Annotated in this window: 11 protein-coding genes; 3 read left to right on the top strand and 8 right to left on the bottom strand. The window is 72.0% G+C overall.

Annotation, left to right across the window (positions count from 1 at the left end):
- Nucleotides 1–25: 25 nt before the first annotated feature.
- From fusA to ACWGJ5_RS38425, 5 genes are all read right to left on the bottom strand, one after another.
- A complete protein-coding gene (gene fusA, locus ACWGJ5_RS38445; protein WP_453314263.1) occupies nt 26–2,083 on the bottom strand; it encodes an elongation factor G in 2,058 nt (685 codons plus the stop codon).
- Between the two features lie 300 nt (nt 2,084–2,383).
- Nucleotides 2,384–3,382, bottom strand: coding sequence for a nucleotidyl transferase AbiEii/AbiGii toxin family protein (locus ACWGJ5_RS38440; protein ID WP_453314262.1), 999 nt, complete (start codon nt 3,380–3,382; stop codon nt 2,384–2,386).
- 100 nt (nt 3,383–3,482) lie between these two features.
- Complete coding sequence (locus ACWGJ5_RS38435; protein WP_453314261.1) at nt 3,483–4,490, bottom strand: substrate-binding domain-containing protein; 1,008 nt, start codon at nt 4,488–4,490, stop codon at nt 3,483–3,485.
- A 67-nt stretch (nt 4,491–4,557) separates the two neighbouring features.
- Nucleotides 4,558–5,652: an ABC transporter permease gene (locus ACWGJ5_RS38430; protein ID WP_453314260.1), complete on the bottom strand. Its 1,095-nt coding sequence runs from the start codon at nt 5,650–5,652 to the stop codon at nt 4,558–4,560.
- Nucleotides 5,649–7,238 (bottom strand): sugar ABC transporter ATP-binding protein, encoded by a 1,590-nt coding sequence (locus ACWGJ5_RS38425; RefSeq protein ID WP_453314259.1) that lies wholly within the window; start codon nt 7,236–7,238, stop codon nt 5,649–5,651. The genes ACWGJ5_RS38430 and ACWGJ5_RS38425 overlap by 4 nt, the downstream gene beginning before the upstream one ends.
- A 481-nt stretch (nt 7,239–7,719) precedes the next feature.
- Here ACWGJ5_RS38425 and ACWGJ5_RS38420 point away from each other — a divergent pair, with 481 nt between their 5' ends.
- Nucleotides 7,720–8,745 (top strand): LacI family DNA-binding transcriptional regulator, encoded by a 1,026-nt coding sequence (locus ACWGJ5_RS38420; RefSeq protein ID WP_453314258.1) that lies wholly within the window; start codon nt 7,720–7,722, stop codon nt 8,743–8,745.
- 403 nt (nt 8,746–9,148) lie between these two features.
- Here the strand turns inward: ACWGJ5_RS38420 and ACWGJ5_RS38415 are convergent, their stop codons facing one another.
- On the bottom strand, nt 9,149–10,894 hold the full coding sequence (locus ACWGJ5_RS38415; RefSeq protein WP_453314257.1) for a TIGR03767 family metallophosphoesterase: 1,746 nt from the start codon (nt 10,892–10,894) through the stop codon (nt 9,149–9,151).
- Nucleotides 10,895–11,128: 234 nt separating this feature from the next.
- Here ACWGJ5_RS38415 and ACWGJ5_RS38410 point away from each other — a divergent pair, with 234 nt between their 5' ends.
- Together ACWGJ5_RS38410 and ACWGJ5_RS38405 are read left to right on the top strand one after the other, a co-directional pair.
- The gene (locus tag ACWGJ5_RS38410; protein WP_228625738.1) at nt 11,129–11,764 is read left to right on the top strand and encodes a ParA family protein; all 636 of its coding nucleotides are present in this window, start codon (nt 11,129–11,131) and stop codon (nt 11,762–11,764) included.
- A complete protein-coding gene (locus ACWGJ5_RS38405; RefSeq protein ID WP_453314256.1) occupies nt 11,761–11,991 on the top strand; it encodes a hypothetical protein in 231 nt (76 codons plus the stop codon). Before ACWGJ5_RS38410 ends, ACWGJ5_RS38405 begins: the two co-directional genes overlap by 4 nt.
- 16 nt (nt 11,992–12,007) lie before the next feature.
- Here the strand turns inward: ACWGJ5_RS38405 and ACWGJ5_RS38400 are convergent, their stop codons facing one another.
- Together ACWGJ5_RS38400 and ACWGJ5_RS38395 are read right to left on the bottom strand one after the other, a co-directional pair.
- The gene (locus tag ACWGJ5_RS38400) at nt 12,008–12,853 is read right to left on the bottom strand and encodes a peptidoglycan recognition protein family protein (RefSeq protein WP_453314255.1); all 846 of its coding nucleotides are present in this window, start codon (nt 12,851–12,853) and stop codon (nt 12,008–12,010) included.
- 11 nt (nt 12,854–12,864) lie between these two features.
- A complete protein-coding gene (locus ACWGJ5_RS38395; protein ID WP_453314264.1) occupies nt 12,865–14,352 on the bottom strand; it encodes a DUF6519 domain-containing protein in 1,488 nt (495 codons plus the stop codon).
- Nucleotides 14,353–14,371: the final 19 nt, after the last annotated feature.

The following is a 14,371-nucleotide window of genomic DNA, read 5'->3' as shown; positions in this document are numbered from 1 at the left end:
GGCTGGTGGCGCGGGCCCCGTCCCGCTACCGGACCGGCGCCGGCCGCGGCGCCGGGGCGTAACCGGCCGGCTGGGTCGTGAAGGTGCCACGGCCCTGGGTGCGGCTGCGCAACCGGGTGGCGTAGCCGAACAGTTCGGCCAGCGGCACGGTCGCGGTCAGGACCGCCACGCCACCTCGGGTCTCGGAACCGCCGACCCGGCCGCGCCGGGCGGACAGGTCGCCGAGGACCGAGCCCACGGCGTCCTCCGACACGGTCACCGTGACCTCCGCGACCGGCTCCAGCAGGGCCGTCGCGCAGGCGCGCAGGGCCTGGCGGAGCCCGAGCCGGCCGGCGGTGCGGAAGGCCGTGTCGGAGGAGTCCTTCACATGGGTGGAGCCGTCGGTGAGCGTGACCCGCAGCCCGGTCACCGGGTGCCCGTCCAGCGGCCCCTCGGCGAGCGCGTCCCGGCATCCGGCCTCGACCGCGCGCACGTACTCCTGCGGCACACGGCCGCCGACCACGGCGGAGCGGAACTCGAACCCGGTGACGCCCACTTCGGGGCCGAGCGGTTCCACGTCGAGCACGACATGGGCGAACTGCCCCGCCCCGCCGTCCTGTTTGACGTGCCGGAACACGAACCCCGTCACGCCCTCGACGACCGTCTCGCGGTAGGCGACCCGCGGCCGGCCCACGGCGACCTCCGGTCCCCCGTCGCGGCGGATCTTCTCCACCGCGACCTCCAGGTGGAGTTCGCCCATCCCGGACAGCACGGTCTGCCCGGTCTCGGCGTCGGTGCGGACCACCAGCGAGGGGTCCTCCTCGGCCAGCCGCGCCAGCGCCACCGCCAGTCGGCCGGTGTCCGTGGCGCGCCGGGCCTCGACCGCGACGGACACCACGGGCTCGGCGGCCACCGGCGGTTCCAGGAGCAGCGGGGCCCCGGGGTCGCACAGCGTGGAGCCGGCCCGCGCCGACTTCACACCCGCGAGGGCGACGATGTCACCGGCGACCGCCCTCTCCAGCTGGGCGTGCCGGTCCGCCATGACCCGCAGGATGCGCGCCACGCGCTCGGTGCGCCCGGTGCCCGGATCCCACACGGTGTCCCCCTTCTCGACGGTGCCCGAATACACGCGCACATAGGCCAGCCGCCCGGTGGCGCCCGCGTTCACCTTGAACACGAGCCCGGAGAACGGCGCTTCGGGGTCGGCGGCGCGTTCCTGCCCGGTCCCCTCGTGGACGCCGCGTACGGCGGAGACGTCCAGCGGCGAGGGCAGATAGGCCACGACCGCGTCGAGCAGCGGTTCGACGCCGCGGTTGCGGTACGCGGAGCCGCACAGCACGACCACGCCGTCCCCGGTGCGGGTGAGGTCGCGCAGGGTGGCGGCGAGCGTGCCGGTGGACAGGGCCCCGCGGTCGCAGAACTCCTCCAGGGCGGCCGGGTGCAGCTCCGCCACGGTCTCCTCCAGCGCCCGGCGCCGCCGTACCGCCTCCTCGCCCAGCGACTCGGGCACGGGCCCCTCCACGGCCGTACCCGCGCCGTCGGCCCAGACCAGCGTGCGCATCCGTACGAGGTCCACCACGCCCGTGAACCCGTTCTCCGCGCCGATGGGAAGCTGGACGACGAGCGGTACGGGATGCAGTCTCTGCCGGATGGAGTCGACGGCCCGGTCCAGGTCGGCGCCCGCCCGGTCCATCTTGTTGACGAACGCGATGCGCGGCACACCGTGCCGGTCCGCCTGCCGCCACACCGACTCGCTCTGCGGCTCGACCCCGGCGACGGCGTCGAACACGGCGACCGCCCCGTCCAGGACACGGAGTGAGCGCTCGACCTCGTCGGCGAAGTCGACGTGGCCGGGGGTGTCGATGAGGTTGATGCGGTGCCCGTCCCAGGCGCAGCTGACGGCGGCGGCGAAGATGGTGATGCCGCGGTCGCGTTCCTGCGGGTCGAAGTCGGTGACGGTGGTGCCGTCGTGCACCTCACCCCGCTTGTGGGTGGTGCCCGTCGCATACAGGATCCGCTCGGTGACGGTGGTCTTGCCGGCGTCGACGTGGGCGAGGATGCCGAGGTTGCGGATCGCGGCGAGGGTGGTGGTGTTCGTGCGCACGGCCCAGGGCCTTTCTGGGGATCAGGCCTGACGTCGAGGCCTGCATCGGGAAAAGGGCAGCGCGATTACCCGTGCGTCCGAGGTTCAGCGGGGCGTCACGGGCGTCCGGTGCCGGCCGCGCAGCGGGCACCGGCACCACCCGGACACGAGGATCACCTCGTACCGGGAACGGGGAGCGACGACAGCGGTGCGTGCGCGCACGGCCGGGCTCCCCTCTGTGTCGGACGACAGGCACCGCCGTACGGTCGTGGCGGCGCTCGGTACGGGATGACGGTACGAGAGGGAGGCGGCCGGGGCACGTCATTTTCGGCTACGGCGACCGTCCGGACGTGCCGGAGGGGTGAGCTTGGCGGTGAGCGGAGCCAGCGCCCCGGCCAGGCGGCAGAGCCATTCCTCCGCGGTGCCCCGCACGGCGGGCTGCCGCTCCTGGAACGCGGTCCAGTCCACGTCCCAGCGGAGCACCGCGGCGGGATCGAGGGCATGCGGGTCCACGGATGTCGCCGCCCGGTCGAAGACCTTCCGCAGCAGGCGCGGCGGGAGCGGCAGGGTGTCCTCGGCCTCGGCGAGGAGGACCGCGTCGTACAGGTCCTTGCCCTGTGCGCGGCGTCCGTCCCGGCTGTCGGTGTGCAGCCACAGCAGCTTCCAGGCCAGGGACAGTTCACGGCTCGCCGTGCGCACCGGGACGGGGCTTCCGCCGTCGCCGCGCGGTATCAGGGTCCACACCGGGGGTTCGGGCAGCCGTTCGTCGCGGGCGAAGTCCAGCCGCACCTCGCCGGGCGGCTGGCCGTCCGCGTGCCAGGGGATGAGCAGGCGCACGCCCGGCGTGTCGTACTCGGCGTAGGTCCAGGTGCCGTCGACGCGCGCGTTGTCCGCGTCGAGGAGCAGACCCGGGGCGGCCTCGGGGCGCCGGGCCACGCGTTCGAGCAGGTCGGCGTACGGGGGTCCGGTGTCCGCCGCGTCCTCCTCATGCAGCCAGTGCAGCCCTTCGGGCGGGAGCACCGGCCGCTGCCCTCCGGTGTCGAACTCCTCGTACGTCCACATCTCGTACCGTGCCGCGCCGCCGGCGGCCTCGGGCCACTGCTGCACGATGTCCAGCCGGTCGACGTACGGATACGGGTCCAGCGCGTCGACCCCGACGGGGTCCTCCAGCACCACCCAGTCCAGATCGGCCGGCTGACGAGCCGCATCCCCCACCCAGGCAGGCATGACCATGCTTCCGCGCAGGGCCAGGGTTGCGCTCCAGGGAGCGTCCGCGATGAGGCCCAGCACGTGATCGAGCGCCGCGCGCAGTGCGTCCACGGGGCAGACCGTAACGGCCACCACTGACAACGGCGGGGCAGGTGAGCGAACCCATGGCCTGGGCCATGGGTTCCTGCCGGGGTCCGAGGGGCGGACGGGCTCAGCCCACCTTGGCCGACATGTCGTACTGCTTGTACACGTCCGCGGCGTTGTCCTTGGTGATCCTGGTGGTCTGCAGGGTCTGCTTCTTGCTGACGGTCTTTCCGTGCACGATGGCCTCGGCGGTGTCCGCCGCCTGCTCGGCGCCGGTCGGGTAGATGAAGGTGGTGTACATCTGGCCGAGCTGTACGGCCCGGATGCCCCCGGTCGGGATGGCGAGGCCGTCGATGCCGATGAACTTGATGCCGTCGGCCTTGCCGGCGCCGCGGGCGGCGAGGACGGCGCCGAGGGCCATGTCGTCGTTCTCGCCGTAGACGAGGTCGATCTTCTTGTTCTGGTCGAGCCAACGCTGCGTGATCGCGGTGGCGTTGGCCTTCAGCCACTTCGCCTCCTGGTGGTACACGATGGTGATGTGGTGTCCGGCGACGGCGTCTCTGAAGCCCTTGTCGCGGTCGATCTGCGGCTGGTCGGACAGGGTGCCCTGCAGCTCGGCCACGTTGCCGCCGTGCGGCAGGGCCTGCACCGCCGCCTCGCCCGCCATCGTGCCGATCTTGTAGTTGTCGCCGCCGATGAAGGACGTGTAGCAGTCGGTGTTCACGGTGCGGTCCAGGACGATGACCGGGATGTGCGCGCTGCAGGCCTGCTGCACCGCGGCGGTCAGCGGGGCCGGCTCGTTGGGCGAGAGGATCAGGACGTCGACCTTGCGCTGGATGAAGTTCTGCACCTGGCTCACCTGGGTGGCGCTGTCCTGGTGGGCGTCGCTGATGGGCAACAGCTTCAGGTCCGGGTACTTCTTGACGAAGTACTGGAGCTGGGCGTTGAGCTGGGCGCGGTACGGCTCGGCGTTGTTGGACTGGGAGTAGCCGACCACGAACTCCTTCTTGCCGCCGCTCGAGCCGGCGGCGGCGGTCTTCGGCGCGTGGGCGGCGCAGGAGGTCAGTGCGGCGACGGTGGCGACCGCGCCGGCGATGGCCACGGCGGTGCGACGGCTCAGGGACACAGCGGACACAGGAACTCCTTGCATGGGTGAGGGTGAGGGTGAGCGGGGGTGCGGGTGAGCGGGGGTGCGGGGGAAGTCAGGCGCGGGCGCGCAGGCGGCGCAGCGGCTCGACGAGGGGCTGCAGGAAGCCCGGACGCTGGAGCACGACCGCCACGACGACGATGAGCCCCTTGATGATCATCTGCATGTTGTCGCTGATCGCGTTGAGCCCGAGGATGTTGTCGAGCAGGGTCAGGATCAGCGCGCCGACGGCGGTGCCGGTGATGGTGCCCTTGCCGCCGGCCAGGCTGGTGCCGCCGATGACGGCCGCGGCGATGGCGTCCAGCTCGTAGGAGGTGCCGGCCAGCGGGTCGGCCGAGGCGCTGTAGGCGGCGTCGATGGGACCGGCGAAGCCGGCCAGCAGCCCGCAGAGCGTGAAGACGGTGATGATCACCAGGCTGACGTTGACGCCGGAGAGCCGGGCGGCGGTGGGGTTGCCTCCCACGGCGTACACATGCCGCCCGAACCGGGTTCTGGAGAGCAGCAGTTGCACCAGCACACAGACCGCGACAAAGGCGATGACCGGGTAGCCGACGCCCGCGATCAGGGTGTGGCCCGGAGTGCCCAGAGCGGCGAACGCGGCGGCCTTGGGGGTGAGATGGCCGTGGGGGTCGACCAACTGCACGCCGACGGCAACGTTGTTGCTCAGCTGCCGGTCGATGCCACGCACCACCGAGAGCATGGCCAGGGTCATCACGAAGGACTGGATGCGCAGCCAGGTGGTGCCGATCCCGTTGAGGAAGCCGAAGAACGCACCCACCAGCGCACACAGCGGGACGATCGCCCAGGGCGACAGGCCGTGGTGGACCAGCAGCATCGCCGCGGTCATGGACCCGATGCCCAGCACCGAACCCACGGACAGGTCGATCCCCGCGGTGAGGATGACCAGGGTGACGCCGACCGCGAGGATGCCGCGGGAGGCGAAGGCGGTGACGGCGTTGGTGAGGTTGTCCTGGTTCCAGAAGATCTGGCCCTTGGTGACGATGCCGACGGCGACCACCAGCAGCAGGCCGATGTAGCTCTGCAGGGAGCCGAGCGACGGCAGGGCCCGGGAGAGGCGCTCGCGCAGCGTTCGCAGGTGCTCATCGGTGCCGGCGGCGGTGTCCCGGGCCGGTGGGAGTGTCTTGCTCATTTCTCTGCCCCGTTTCCGTCCGCCGGTGGTCCGGCCACAACGTTCTGCCGTGCCATCGCCGCGGTGAGGATGGCCTCCTGGGTCGCGGCCGGCCCGTGGGCCGGGTCGCGGTGGAACTCGCCGGTCAGCCGCCCCTCGCAGAGGACGACGATCCGGTCGCACATGCCGATCAGCTCCGGAAGTTCGGAGGAGACGGCGATGATCGCGGTGCCCCGGGCCGCGAGGGCGTCCATCAGGGCGTGGATCTCCGCCTTGGCCCCGACGTCGATGCCCCGCGTCGGCTCGTCGAGCAGCAGCACCGACGGCTCGGTGAGCAGGCACTTGGCCAGCACCACCTTCTGCTGGTTGCCGCCGGAGAGGGTGCCGACCACGGCGTCCAGGCTGTGGGTCTTGGTGCGCAGCTCCGCGACCTTGCCGGCCGCGGCCGCCTTCTCCCGGCGGGCGTCCACGGTGCGCCACGGCCTGAGGTAGCGGTCGAGGGCGGCCAACGTGGTGTTGAACCGTACGGTGTTGCCGATCACCAGGCTCTGCGCCTTGCGGTCCTCGGCGACCAGCGCGAGGCCCCGGCGGATCGCCGTACGGGGGGTGTGCGGGCTGTACGGGCGGTCGTTCAGCGTGATCTCGCCCCGGACCCGGTCGCCGGCCCCGAAGAGGGCCTCCAGCACCTCGCTGCGCCCGGCACCCATCAGCCCGGCGACACCGAGGATCTCCCCGGCTCGCACCTCGAAGTCCACCGAGTGCAGCGGCGTACGGGTGCTCGCGGGCGCGGGGGTCGTGGTCAGGCCCCGCACGCGCAGCCGCAGCGGGCCGTCGGACCGCTGCTCCGCCGCCCTGGGGAACAGCTCCCCCAGCGGCCGTCCGACCATCAGCCGTACCAGCTCGGCGCGGTCGGTGCCGGCGACCGGGCGGCGGCCCGCGAAGGTGCCGTCGCGCAGCACGGTCGCCGAGTCGGCGATCTCGGCCAGCTCCTCGAGCCGGTGGGAAATGTAGATCAGCCCGACACCGCGGGCCGCCAGCCGGCGGATGACGGCGAACAGCCGCTCCACCTCGGCCTCGGCGAGCGCGGACGTCGGCTCGTCCAGCACCAGGATCCGCAGGGTGCCGTTCAGCGCCTTGGCGACCTCGACGAGTTGCTGCTCGGCGATGCGGCAGTCGCGGACCAACCGCCCTGGGGGCACGGTGAGTCCGAGGTCGGCCAGCAGCTCGGCGGTGCGGGCGTGCATGGCCGCGCGGTCCAGGGTGCCGCGGGCGGTGCGCAGTTCGCGGCCGAGGAAGACGTTGTCGGACACGGACAGCTCGGGCACCAGGTTGAGCTCCTGGTGGATCATCGCGATGCCGTGCTGCTGGGCGTGCTTCGGTGAGTGGATGCGCACCGGCTCGCCGTCGATCTCGATGGTGCCCTCGTGGTCGGCGTGCACCCCGGCGAGGATGTTCATCAGCGTCGACTTGCCGGCGCCGTTCTCGCCGAGCAGCGCCACCACCTCGCCCGGGTGGACGGTCAGTTCGACGTCGCTGAGCGCCCGGACGCCCGGAAACTCCTTGCCGATGCCGCGCATTCGCAGCAGGGCGGGCGGCGCGGCGCTCATGCCGCGCCGTCCGCGTTCATCCGCGTCATGGCGGACCTCCCATGGTGCACAGGTGACGTAGTAGGAATCGTTTTCGGACATCCCCGGCGGCAGGCCGGGGACGCAGGCGTGTGAGCAGGACCGGGACGGCCAACGGGTCCGTCAGGAGGCCGCGGACGGGCGGGCCGTCGGCTCGTGCCCCGGCACAGCGCCGAGGACCGCCGGCTCGATGCCGCCGACCTGCCCGGACGCGATGAGCGGGGCAGCAGGCCGATGCGTGCCATGGGGTGGCCTCCGATGATGCAGAGAAAGCGAGGGAGAAATCGATTTCTGGAGCCGCACGCCATACTCCTCCGGCAGAAGCAGGACGTTCAGGGAAGGCCGCTGTGCAGCGGCGGGCGTCCCTGGGCGAAACCTTGAAATCCTTTTCAAGGGGAACGTAGGGTTTGGCCTCCGAGGGTGTCAAGAGTCCTGTACGGGTCGGGCAAGAGGTCGGAGGACCATGACGACGATCAACGACGTGGCCGAGGCCGCCGGGGTCTCCCCTGCCACGGTTTCCCGGGTCCTGAACGGGGGCCGCGTCACGCCGGAGCGAGCCGAGCGGGTCCGGCGTGCGGCGGCCGAGCTGGGCTTCGCCCCCAACCGGGTCGCCCGTTCGCTGCGGATGCGGCGCAGCAGCCTCGTCGGACTGATCATCCCGGACATCGAGAACCCGTTCTTCACGGCGCTGGCCCGCGGCGTCGAGGACGCCGCGCAGCAGACCAGCTTCTCGGTGGTGCTGTGCAACACCGACGGGGACCTCGACAAGGAACGGCGCTATCTGGACATCGCGATCGCCGAGCGGATGGCGGGCGTCATCGTGGCCGCCGCGTCCCGAGGCCGCACCGACGTGTCCGCCCTGCAGAGCCGCGGCATACCGGTGGTCGCGGTGGACCGCCGCCCCCGCGGGGCGGGAGTGGACGCCGTACTGGTGGACAACGAGGAAGGCGGCGCGGCCGCCACGGCACACCTGCTGGCCCGTGGCTACCGGCGGATCGCGTGCATCACCGGCCCGCGGGGCGCCTCCACCGCCGAGGAACGGCTCGCCGGCCACCGCAGGGCACTCCGGGAGTTCCTGGCCGACGACCCGGGCACTGCGGCCGAGGAGGCGAACCCGCTGCGCGACTACACCCGGCACGCCGACTTCAAGGCCGAGGGCGGGCACAGGGCCATGGCCGAACTGCTCGCGCTGCCGCAGCCGCCGGACGCGGTCTTCGCGGCCAACAACCTGATGGCCGTCGGGGCGCTGCAGGCGGTGCGCGAGGCGGGCCTGCACCCCCCGCGGATCGGTGTCGTGTCGTTCGGCGAGGTGCCCTGGGCGCCGCTGGTGCGGCCCGGCCTGACCACGGTCCAGGTGCCCTCGTACGACCTGGGGTGGACGGCGGCCGGCCTGCTGCTGGACCGGATCGCCGGCCAGGAGCGGCCGCTGCGCACCGTGGTGCTGCGCAGTTCCCTCCAGGTGGGGCAGACCACGGCGGGGCCGACGTGAGCCGAGTCGGCGCGCCGGGCACCGCTCGGTGAGCACTCCGGGGTGATACGTGCGCTGCACGCCCTGAACAGCGGGAAGGCCCCGGATCAGCAGGGTCTCAGGGCGGCTCGAGCTGTGAAACCGAGCTTCGCCGGGTCGGAGGCCGTCGCCGTGCTGTCGGCAACGGACTTGGTCTACGGGGCCCGCGCGGTCCCGGGTTCCGAAAGAACCGACGCGAGGATCGCCTCACGCAGACGACGGCCGTAGTTCCAGGCGTGGTGCCGGGCAGTCTGCTCCAGCAGGCCGTGAGACGTGCAACGGGTCATCTGACCCGCGCGCGTGCGGTACCGGTGGACCGGGACGGGCAGCAGGACGCCGGCGGCCAGGGGGGTGATGCCGGGGCAGTGGATCGGCCGGGCGGCCGTTACCTCGCGGGCTTGGTCAGCAGCAGTTCCGTGTTGTGGTCGGCAGCTGTCCCGATGCGGGTGGCGGGGGTGGCGTAGGGGTCGTTGTAGGCGAGCTCGCGGTAGAGGGCGGCCAGGCCGCGGTCGGACGTGTCGGTGAAGTCGGTCGCGTACGGTGCCGCCGACTCGATGAGCGTGGTGAACAGCGACAACGTGCCGTCCTGGTTGTCGGCTATCTCGATGATCCGGGCGTGGTGCGGGTAGTCGACGTGGGAGGCGGTGTTGATCTCCCAGAAGGCGCGCTCGGGGACGGTGTGGCCGTGCGGGATGATCCGGTTGGTGTGGGTGTGGCCGTTGACCCAGGCCACTACGTTCGGGAAGCGCTGGAGCAGCGCGACCAGTTCGTCGCCGCCGTGACGGCCCTCGAAGGGGTGGTACGGGTCGGGCAGCAGGTTGCCCATCGTGCCGCTGGTGTGGTGGCTGAAGACGACGACGAGGCGGTTGCCGGATCCGCCGCGCACCACGCTGCCGTCACTGTCGTACCAGTGGCCGCTGTGCGCCTTGAGGACCGACTCCAGCCAGTTCAGCTGCCCGGTGCCGAGTGAACCGTCGGCGAATCCGGCCCGGTTGGTGGTGTCGAGGCTGATGCCGAGGACGCCGTCGGCGAGATCGAAGGTGTAGTAGAGGTGCCCGCTTCCCACCGAGTCCTGGGTGAATCCGTGGCCTACGGGTCCGGCGCCGGTGTACGCGGGGTTCAGGTGGGCCCTGGCGAACTCGGTGGGCGTGAACGGGTGGCGACGCTCGTCGGGGGTGACCGTGCGGAGGGAGCCGCCGTCGGCCAGCAGCCCGCTCAGCAGGATCACGGCCTCGCCGGGGTCGTGCAGCAGGGCGTCCGCCAGCTTGGCGGCGGTCGCATCGTCGCAGCCCTCGACCTTGCGCGAGCCGGTGTACAGGTCGCCCAGCAGGCCGAGGTCGGGCAGGCTGCCCTCGATGCTGTCGTCGTGGTTGCCGACCGTGGTGTACCAGGGGACGCTCAGGCCGGGTGCGTCGAAGGGGCGGATCGCGCCCGGCAGGAAACCGGGGATCTGCGGCAGCCCTTTGGCCTTGTAGGCGTCCTGGAGGGACGACTCGGGGTTCCAGTACTGCGCGTTGCCGGAGTTCTGCACGCCCTCGTAGCGCGCGAGGTCGCCGCTGTTCGGGGTGATGCGGCCGCCGCTCATGACGGTCAGGTACCAGTCGAGTTCGATCCGCTCGTGGTTGTCGGTGTTGTCACCGGTGGCCATCACCAGGCTGAACGGCAGCCCGGTGTAAGGGCCTTGACGCACCGCGTTGACCCGCTCGACGAGCGATGCGGCACCCCGCACGGTCAGCGTCTCCTGCGGGCGATGCGCGCTGTCGATGAACCGAGCCAGGTACTCGAAGCGTACCGGTGACTCGGTGTCCGTCAGATGCAGGTCGGTGAACTGCACGAAGGAGGCGAGCCCGGTGCGGCGGTCGTCCCGCCCGGATGCCGCGCCGGCCAGTTCGGCGCGCACCACCAGGGGCCAGCCGGGGCCCGCCACCAGCCGCTTGTACGCCCCGTCGCCGACGGGCGTCGCCGCCTGTTCGAGGGTGGTTCCGTCGATCCGAACGGCTCGCGCCGCCGTGGCCGCCAGGGCCTCGTCCTGCGCCAGCGCTCGGCCCGGTGTCAGCACCGGCCACAGTGCGGCCGTCGCGGCCGCCGAGGACATCCCGGTCACGAACCGACGCCGACTGATCCCGCCCATGAATCCCCCTGTCCCTGACGGCACTTGGCCCTCACGCCCGAGAGCCGGACGCCTCCACCGCGCCAGCCTTACCGACGAGTAGGCGTGTGTCCAGAGTGTGGTGGGAAACGGAGGGGAAACAGAAGAAACGAGGTTAGCCCGCCGGAATGATTCACCGGCGCCGCCGGGTGAACCGTGCACGGCGGCTCCGCGTCAACACCAGTCCTCGACGTTCAGCCGTTAGCGTCGGTTGCTGTGCCGCTGAGCTATGCATTCGTGAACCTCAAACCCGGTGTGGGGAAGACGACCAGCGCCGTCTGGTTGGCCCACGCGCTGCACGCGTCGGGCCTGTCACCGTTGCTCGTGGACAGCGACCCCGCCTCTTCGGCGCTGCGCTGGAGCGAGCTGGCGGGCGGCTTTCCGTTCCCCGTGCTCGCCCTTCCCGTGGGCGACGTACACCGGCGGGTGAACGACTTCCTCGACAACCGGCGGGCAGTGGTGTTCGACGCGCCGCAGCTGGAGGACCACGCCCACATCGCCCGGGGCGTCATGCGGTACGCGAGCGAGTGGATCGTGCCCGTGACCCCGGCCCCGATCGAGCTGGACCGCATGGCGCCCATCGACCGCGAAATGGATGACATGCAGTCCCTGCGCTCCCTCCCGGCCCGCGCCGCCGTCCTGCTGAACCGCACGAATCGTCCCGATGCCACGCGTACCGGTCCAGATGCCGACGCCCGCGAAGCCCTCACCGAGCGGGGTTTCGACGTGTTGTCCACGCACATCCCGCGGCTCGACCTGTACTCCCAGTCCTTCGGCAGCCCCGTCGAGGTGAAGGGAACCGCGTACATGGATCTCGCCGAGGAGCTCATCAGCCGCCAGGACACGGTATGAACCAGCGCAAGGACGCCTATCGAGCCGCACTGCAGCGCCGGCCGGACACGACGGCCCCCGCCCCCGCTCCCACCCGAGTCACCCGGCTGGACACCCGCTACCTCAAGGTGACCATCGAGCTGGACCTCGCCTTTGCCCGTGACCTCACCGGCTGGGCCGCACAACCGCTGTCCGCACTCGTGCGCGCGAGCGAGGCAGTCCTACGACCGCTGAGGCAGGACCGGTAGCGTCGGGTTCGTCGCGTCAGACCTCCTCTTGGGTGGCGGACGGTGGTGCGGACGGTTGGGGGGCGTGGGGCGCGGAGTCGGGGAGGAAGAAGTCGCGGAGCACTTCGCGGACGGGGTGGTGCTGGCGGGGCTGCACCGACGCCGCGGAGTCCTGCGCACCTGGTTGTGGTGCTGTGTCGGCCGCCGTGGGCGGCTGCTCCGGCGGCGTCGCCGAGGACGGGGCCGGGGGCGACTCATCGGCGGCCGTGGCGGTGGGGGTCGCGATCGACAGGGACAGGAGCTCCTGGACGATCTCCTCGGCGCGCTCGTGGCGCGGGCGCATGTCGGAGACGGAGATGCCGTACGGCGCCAGGACGCGCGGGAGGAGGGAGTCCTCCCACTGCCCGATGCGGCGCGGGCCCGGGCAGGACTTGGGAATGGGAGTCCAGGGGCCCGGCGAGCCGAGGAGGGTGTGGTGGGCCAGGCCGGGGTCGGCGGGGGTGCGGCAGGCCCGGTGGGCGATGGCGGCGTGGGTGCGCATCAGCCACCAGTGGAGGCGCACCAGGGCGTCCAGCTGGGCGTCCGTCCAGGGCTCGGAGACGTGCCCCTCTGTCGTGATGGTGACCGCGCCGGTGCCGTCGGAGCGGAGGTTGGCGCGGTACGCGGAGTCGGCGGGGGTGGACGTGTCCAGCCACTGGGTGATCTTTCCGGTGGCGGACACGCCGAAATGGCTCCAGCCGCGGGCGCCGGGCCGACGGAAGCGCACGTCCGCAGCGGGGAGGGTGGCGTTCGCCGTGTGGACGATGATCTGGGTGGGGTGGAGGGGTGAAGGCGGCTCGGGTCGGGCGAGGAGTCGGACCGAGGCGAAGGGGCAGAGGGGCACGTCGGTTCTCCTCAGTTCTCCTGGGGGTCCACGTGCGCGTCCGAGAGCGGCGTGGCCAGGGGGTGGAAGACACGGCGAAGTTCGGTGAGGGAGTTCTCGCCGGTGATCCAGGCCAGCGGGGCGTAGTGGACGTCGATGCCGAGCGGGGGCTGGAGGAGGGGGTCGCCGGCGGAGTTGGCCGGCCACTCGACGGCGCCCGTGACCGTGCGGGTCGGGATCAGCCAGAAGTCGCCGGAGCGGTAGGAGCCGCCGGCGTTGAAGTAGACCTGGAGGCCGTCCTCCAGCTCCAGCCAGGTGCCTTCCTCCACGGGCAGGGCGCCGCCGTCGGTGCGCGGGCGGTGGCCGGGGGTGCCGGTGGAGGCGTGGTCCCAGCGGCGGAGGAAGGGGTGGCGCTCGGGCAGCGCGCCGATGCCGGGCAGGGGCTCGGCGGAGAGGCGGACCCGGCGGCCGGGGAGGTCGATCTCCTCGACGCTCAGCAGGGGCGCCGGTTCGCCGCGGCTGATGTAGGCGGAGTCGCAGACCTCGACGCGGTCCCCGACGTCCAGGGTGAGCTTGTCGTCGTCGCCGAGGGTGGACAACGCGACCCAGGTGCCGTCCAGTTCGGCGATCGGGAAGGCGACACTGCCGTTCTCCCTCGACCACTTGAAGGTCGCGCCCCGCTCGGCCGTTCCGCCCTGGTGGATCTCGATGCGGTAGAGCTGGTTCTCCGGGCCGCGGTAGCGGGCGTCGGGCCGGACCAGGCAGGGCTCGTCCGCCGCTCCCTCCGGCCGCTCGGCGCGGGCGGCCAGGCGGGCGGTGGAGCGCTGGGCGGCGACCCAGTGGTCGAAGGCTTCGCGGACAGTTCCCGCACCCCCGTCGCGGACGTCCAGGTCCTCAGCTGGGAGGGTGAGCACCTGCCAGACGGTCTTGACGCGGGCGGCCGTGTCCGGCATGGCGGCGCCGAGCGCGACCTCGCCGATCTCGGGGTCCTCGACGGCGGTGACGCTGCGGTCCCAGACCTTGAGGTAGGCCAGGAAGGGGAAGGCTGGGGGGAGTTGGTCGCCGTCCAGCTCGGGGTTGCGGTAGGCGTCGGGCTGGTTCCAGTAGGTCCAGGTCGCGGGGGTGGGGGACGGGATGACGCCGTCACTGTCCGCGCCTGCCGACCCGTCGTCCAGTGGCAGCAGGCCGCCGGCGGGGACGGCCAGGGGCGGCTGGGGGCGCGTCGCGTCGAGCTGGATGCCGTCGACGTAGTAGCGGCCGGCGCCGATGGTGAGGTCGTCGTGGGTGCCCTTGACATAGGTGATCTTGAAGCCGGGGCCCTCGGAGGGTCCGTGGCCGGGAAGCTCGGCGGGTCCGCCGTCGCGGCCGATCAGGTCACGGGCCAGGGTGCGGGAGCGGAAGAGCTCGATCGCCGCCTGCTCATTGGCGTCGGCGTCCAGCTGGACGCGGCCCTGCTGGGTGAGTACCGCGGAGTAGTGCTTTCCGGGCTGGTGGGTCAGGCGCGAGAAGTCGCCGTACATGGTCCCCCTCAACTTTCTT

The organism is Streptomyces sp. NPDC054783 (assembly GCF_053611725.1).
This window is presented reverse-complemented; position numbering and strand designations above follow the sequence as displayed.

Bases quoted from the DNA above. Each gene is read 5' to 3' on its own strand.
- ACWGJ5_RS38430 (WP_453314260.1), bottom strand. From the start codon at position 5,652: ATGAGCAAGACACTCCCACCGGCCCGGGACACCGCCGCCGGCACCGAT.
- ACWGJ5_RS38425 (WP_453314259.1), bottom strand. From the start codon at position 7,238: ATGAGCGCCGCGCCGCCCGCCCTGCTGCGAATGCGCGGCATCGGCAAG.
- ACWGJ5_RS38420 (WP_453314258.1), top strand. From the start codon at position 7,720: ATGACGACGATCAACGACGTGGCCGAGGCCGCCGGGGTCTCCCCTGCC.
- ACWGJ5_RS38415 (WP_453314257.1), bottom strand. From the start codon at position 10,894: ATGGGCGGGATCAGTCGGCGTCGGTTCGTGACCGGGATGTCCTCGGCG.
- ACWGJ5_RS38405 (WP_453314256.1), top strand. From the start codon at position 11,761: ATGAACCAGCGCAAGGACGCCTATCGAGCCGCACTGCAGCGCCGGCCG.
- ACWGJ5_RS38395 (WP_453314264.1), bottom strand. From the start codon at position 14,352: ATGTACGGCGACTTCTCGCGCCTGACCCACCAGCCCGGAAAGCACTAC.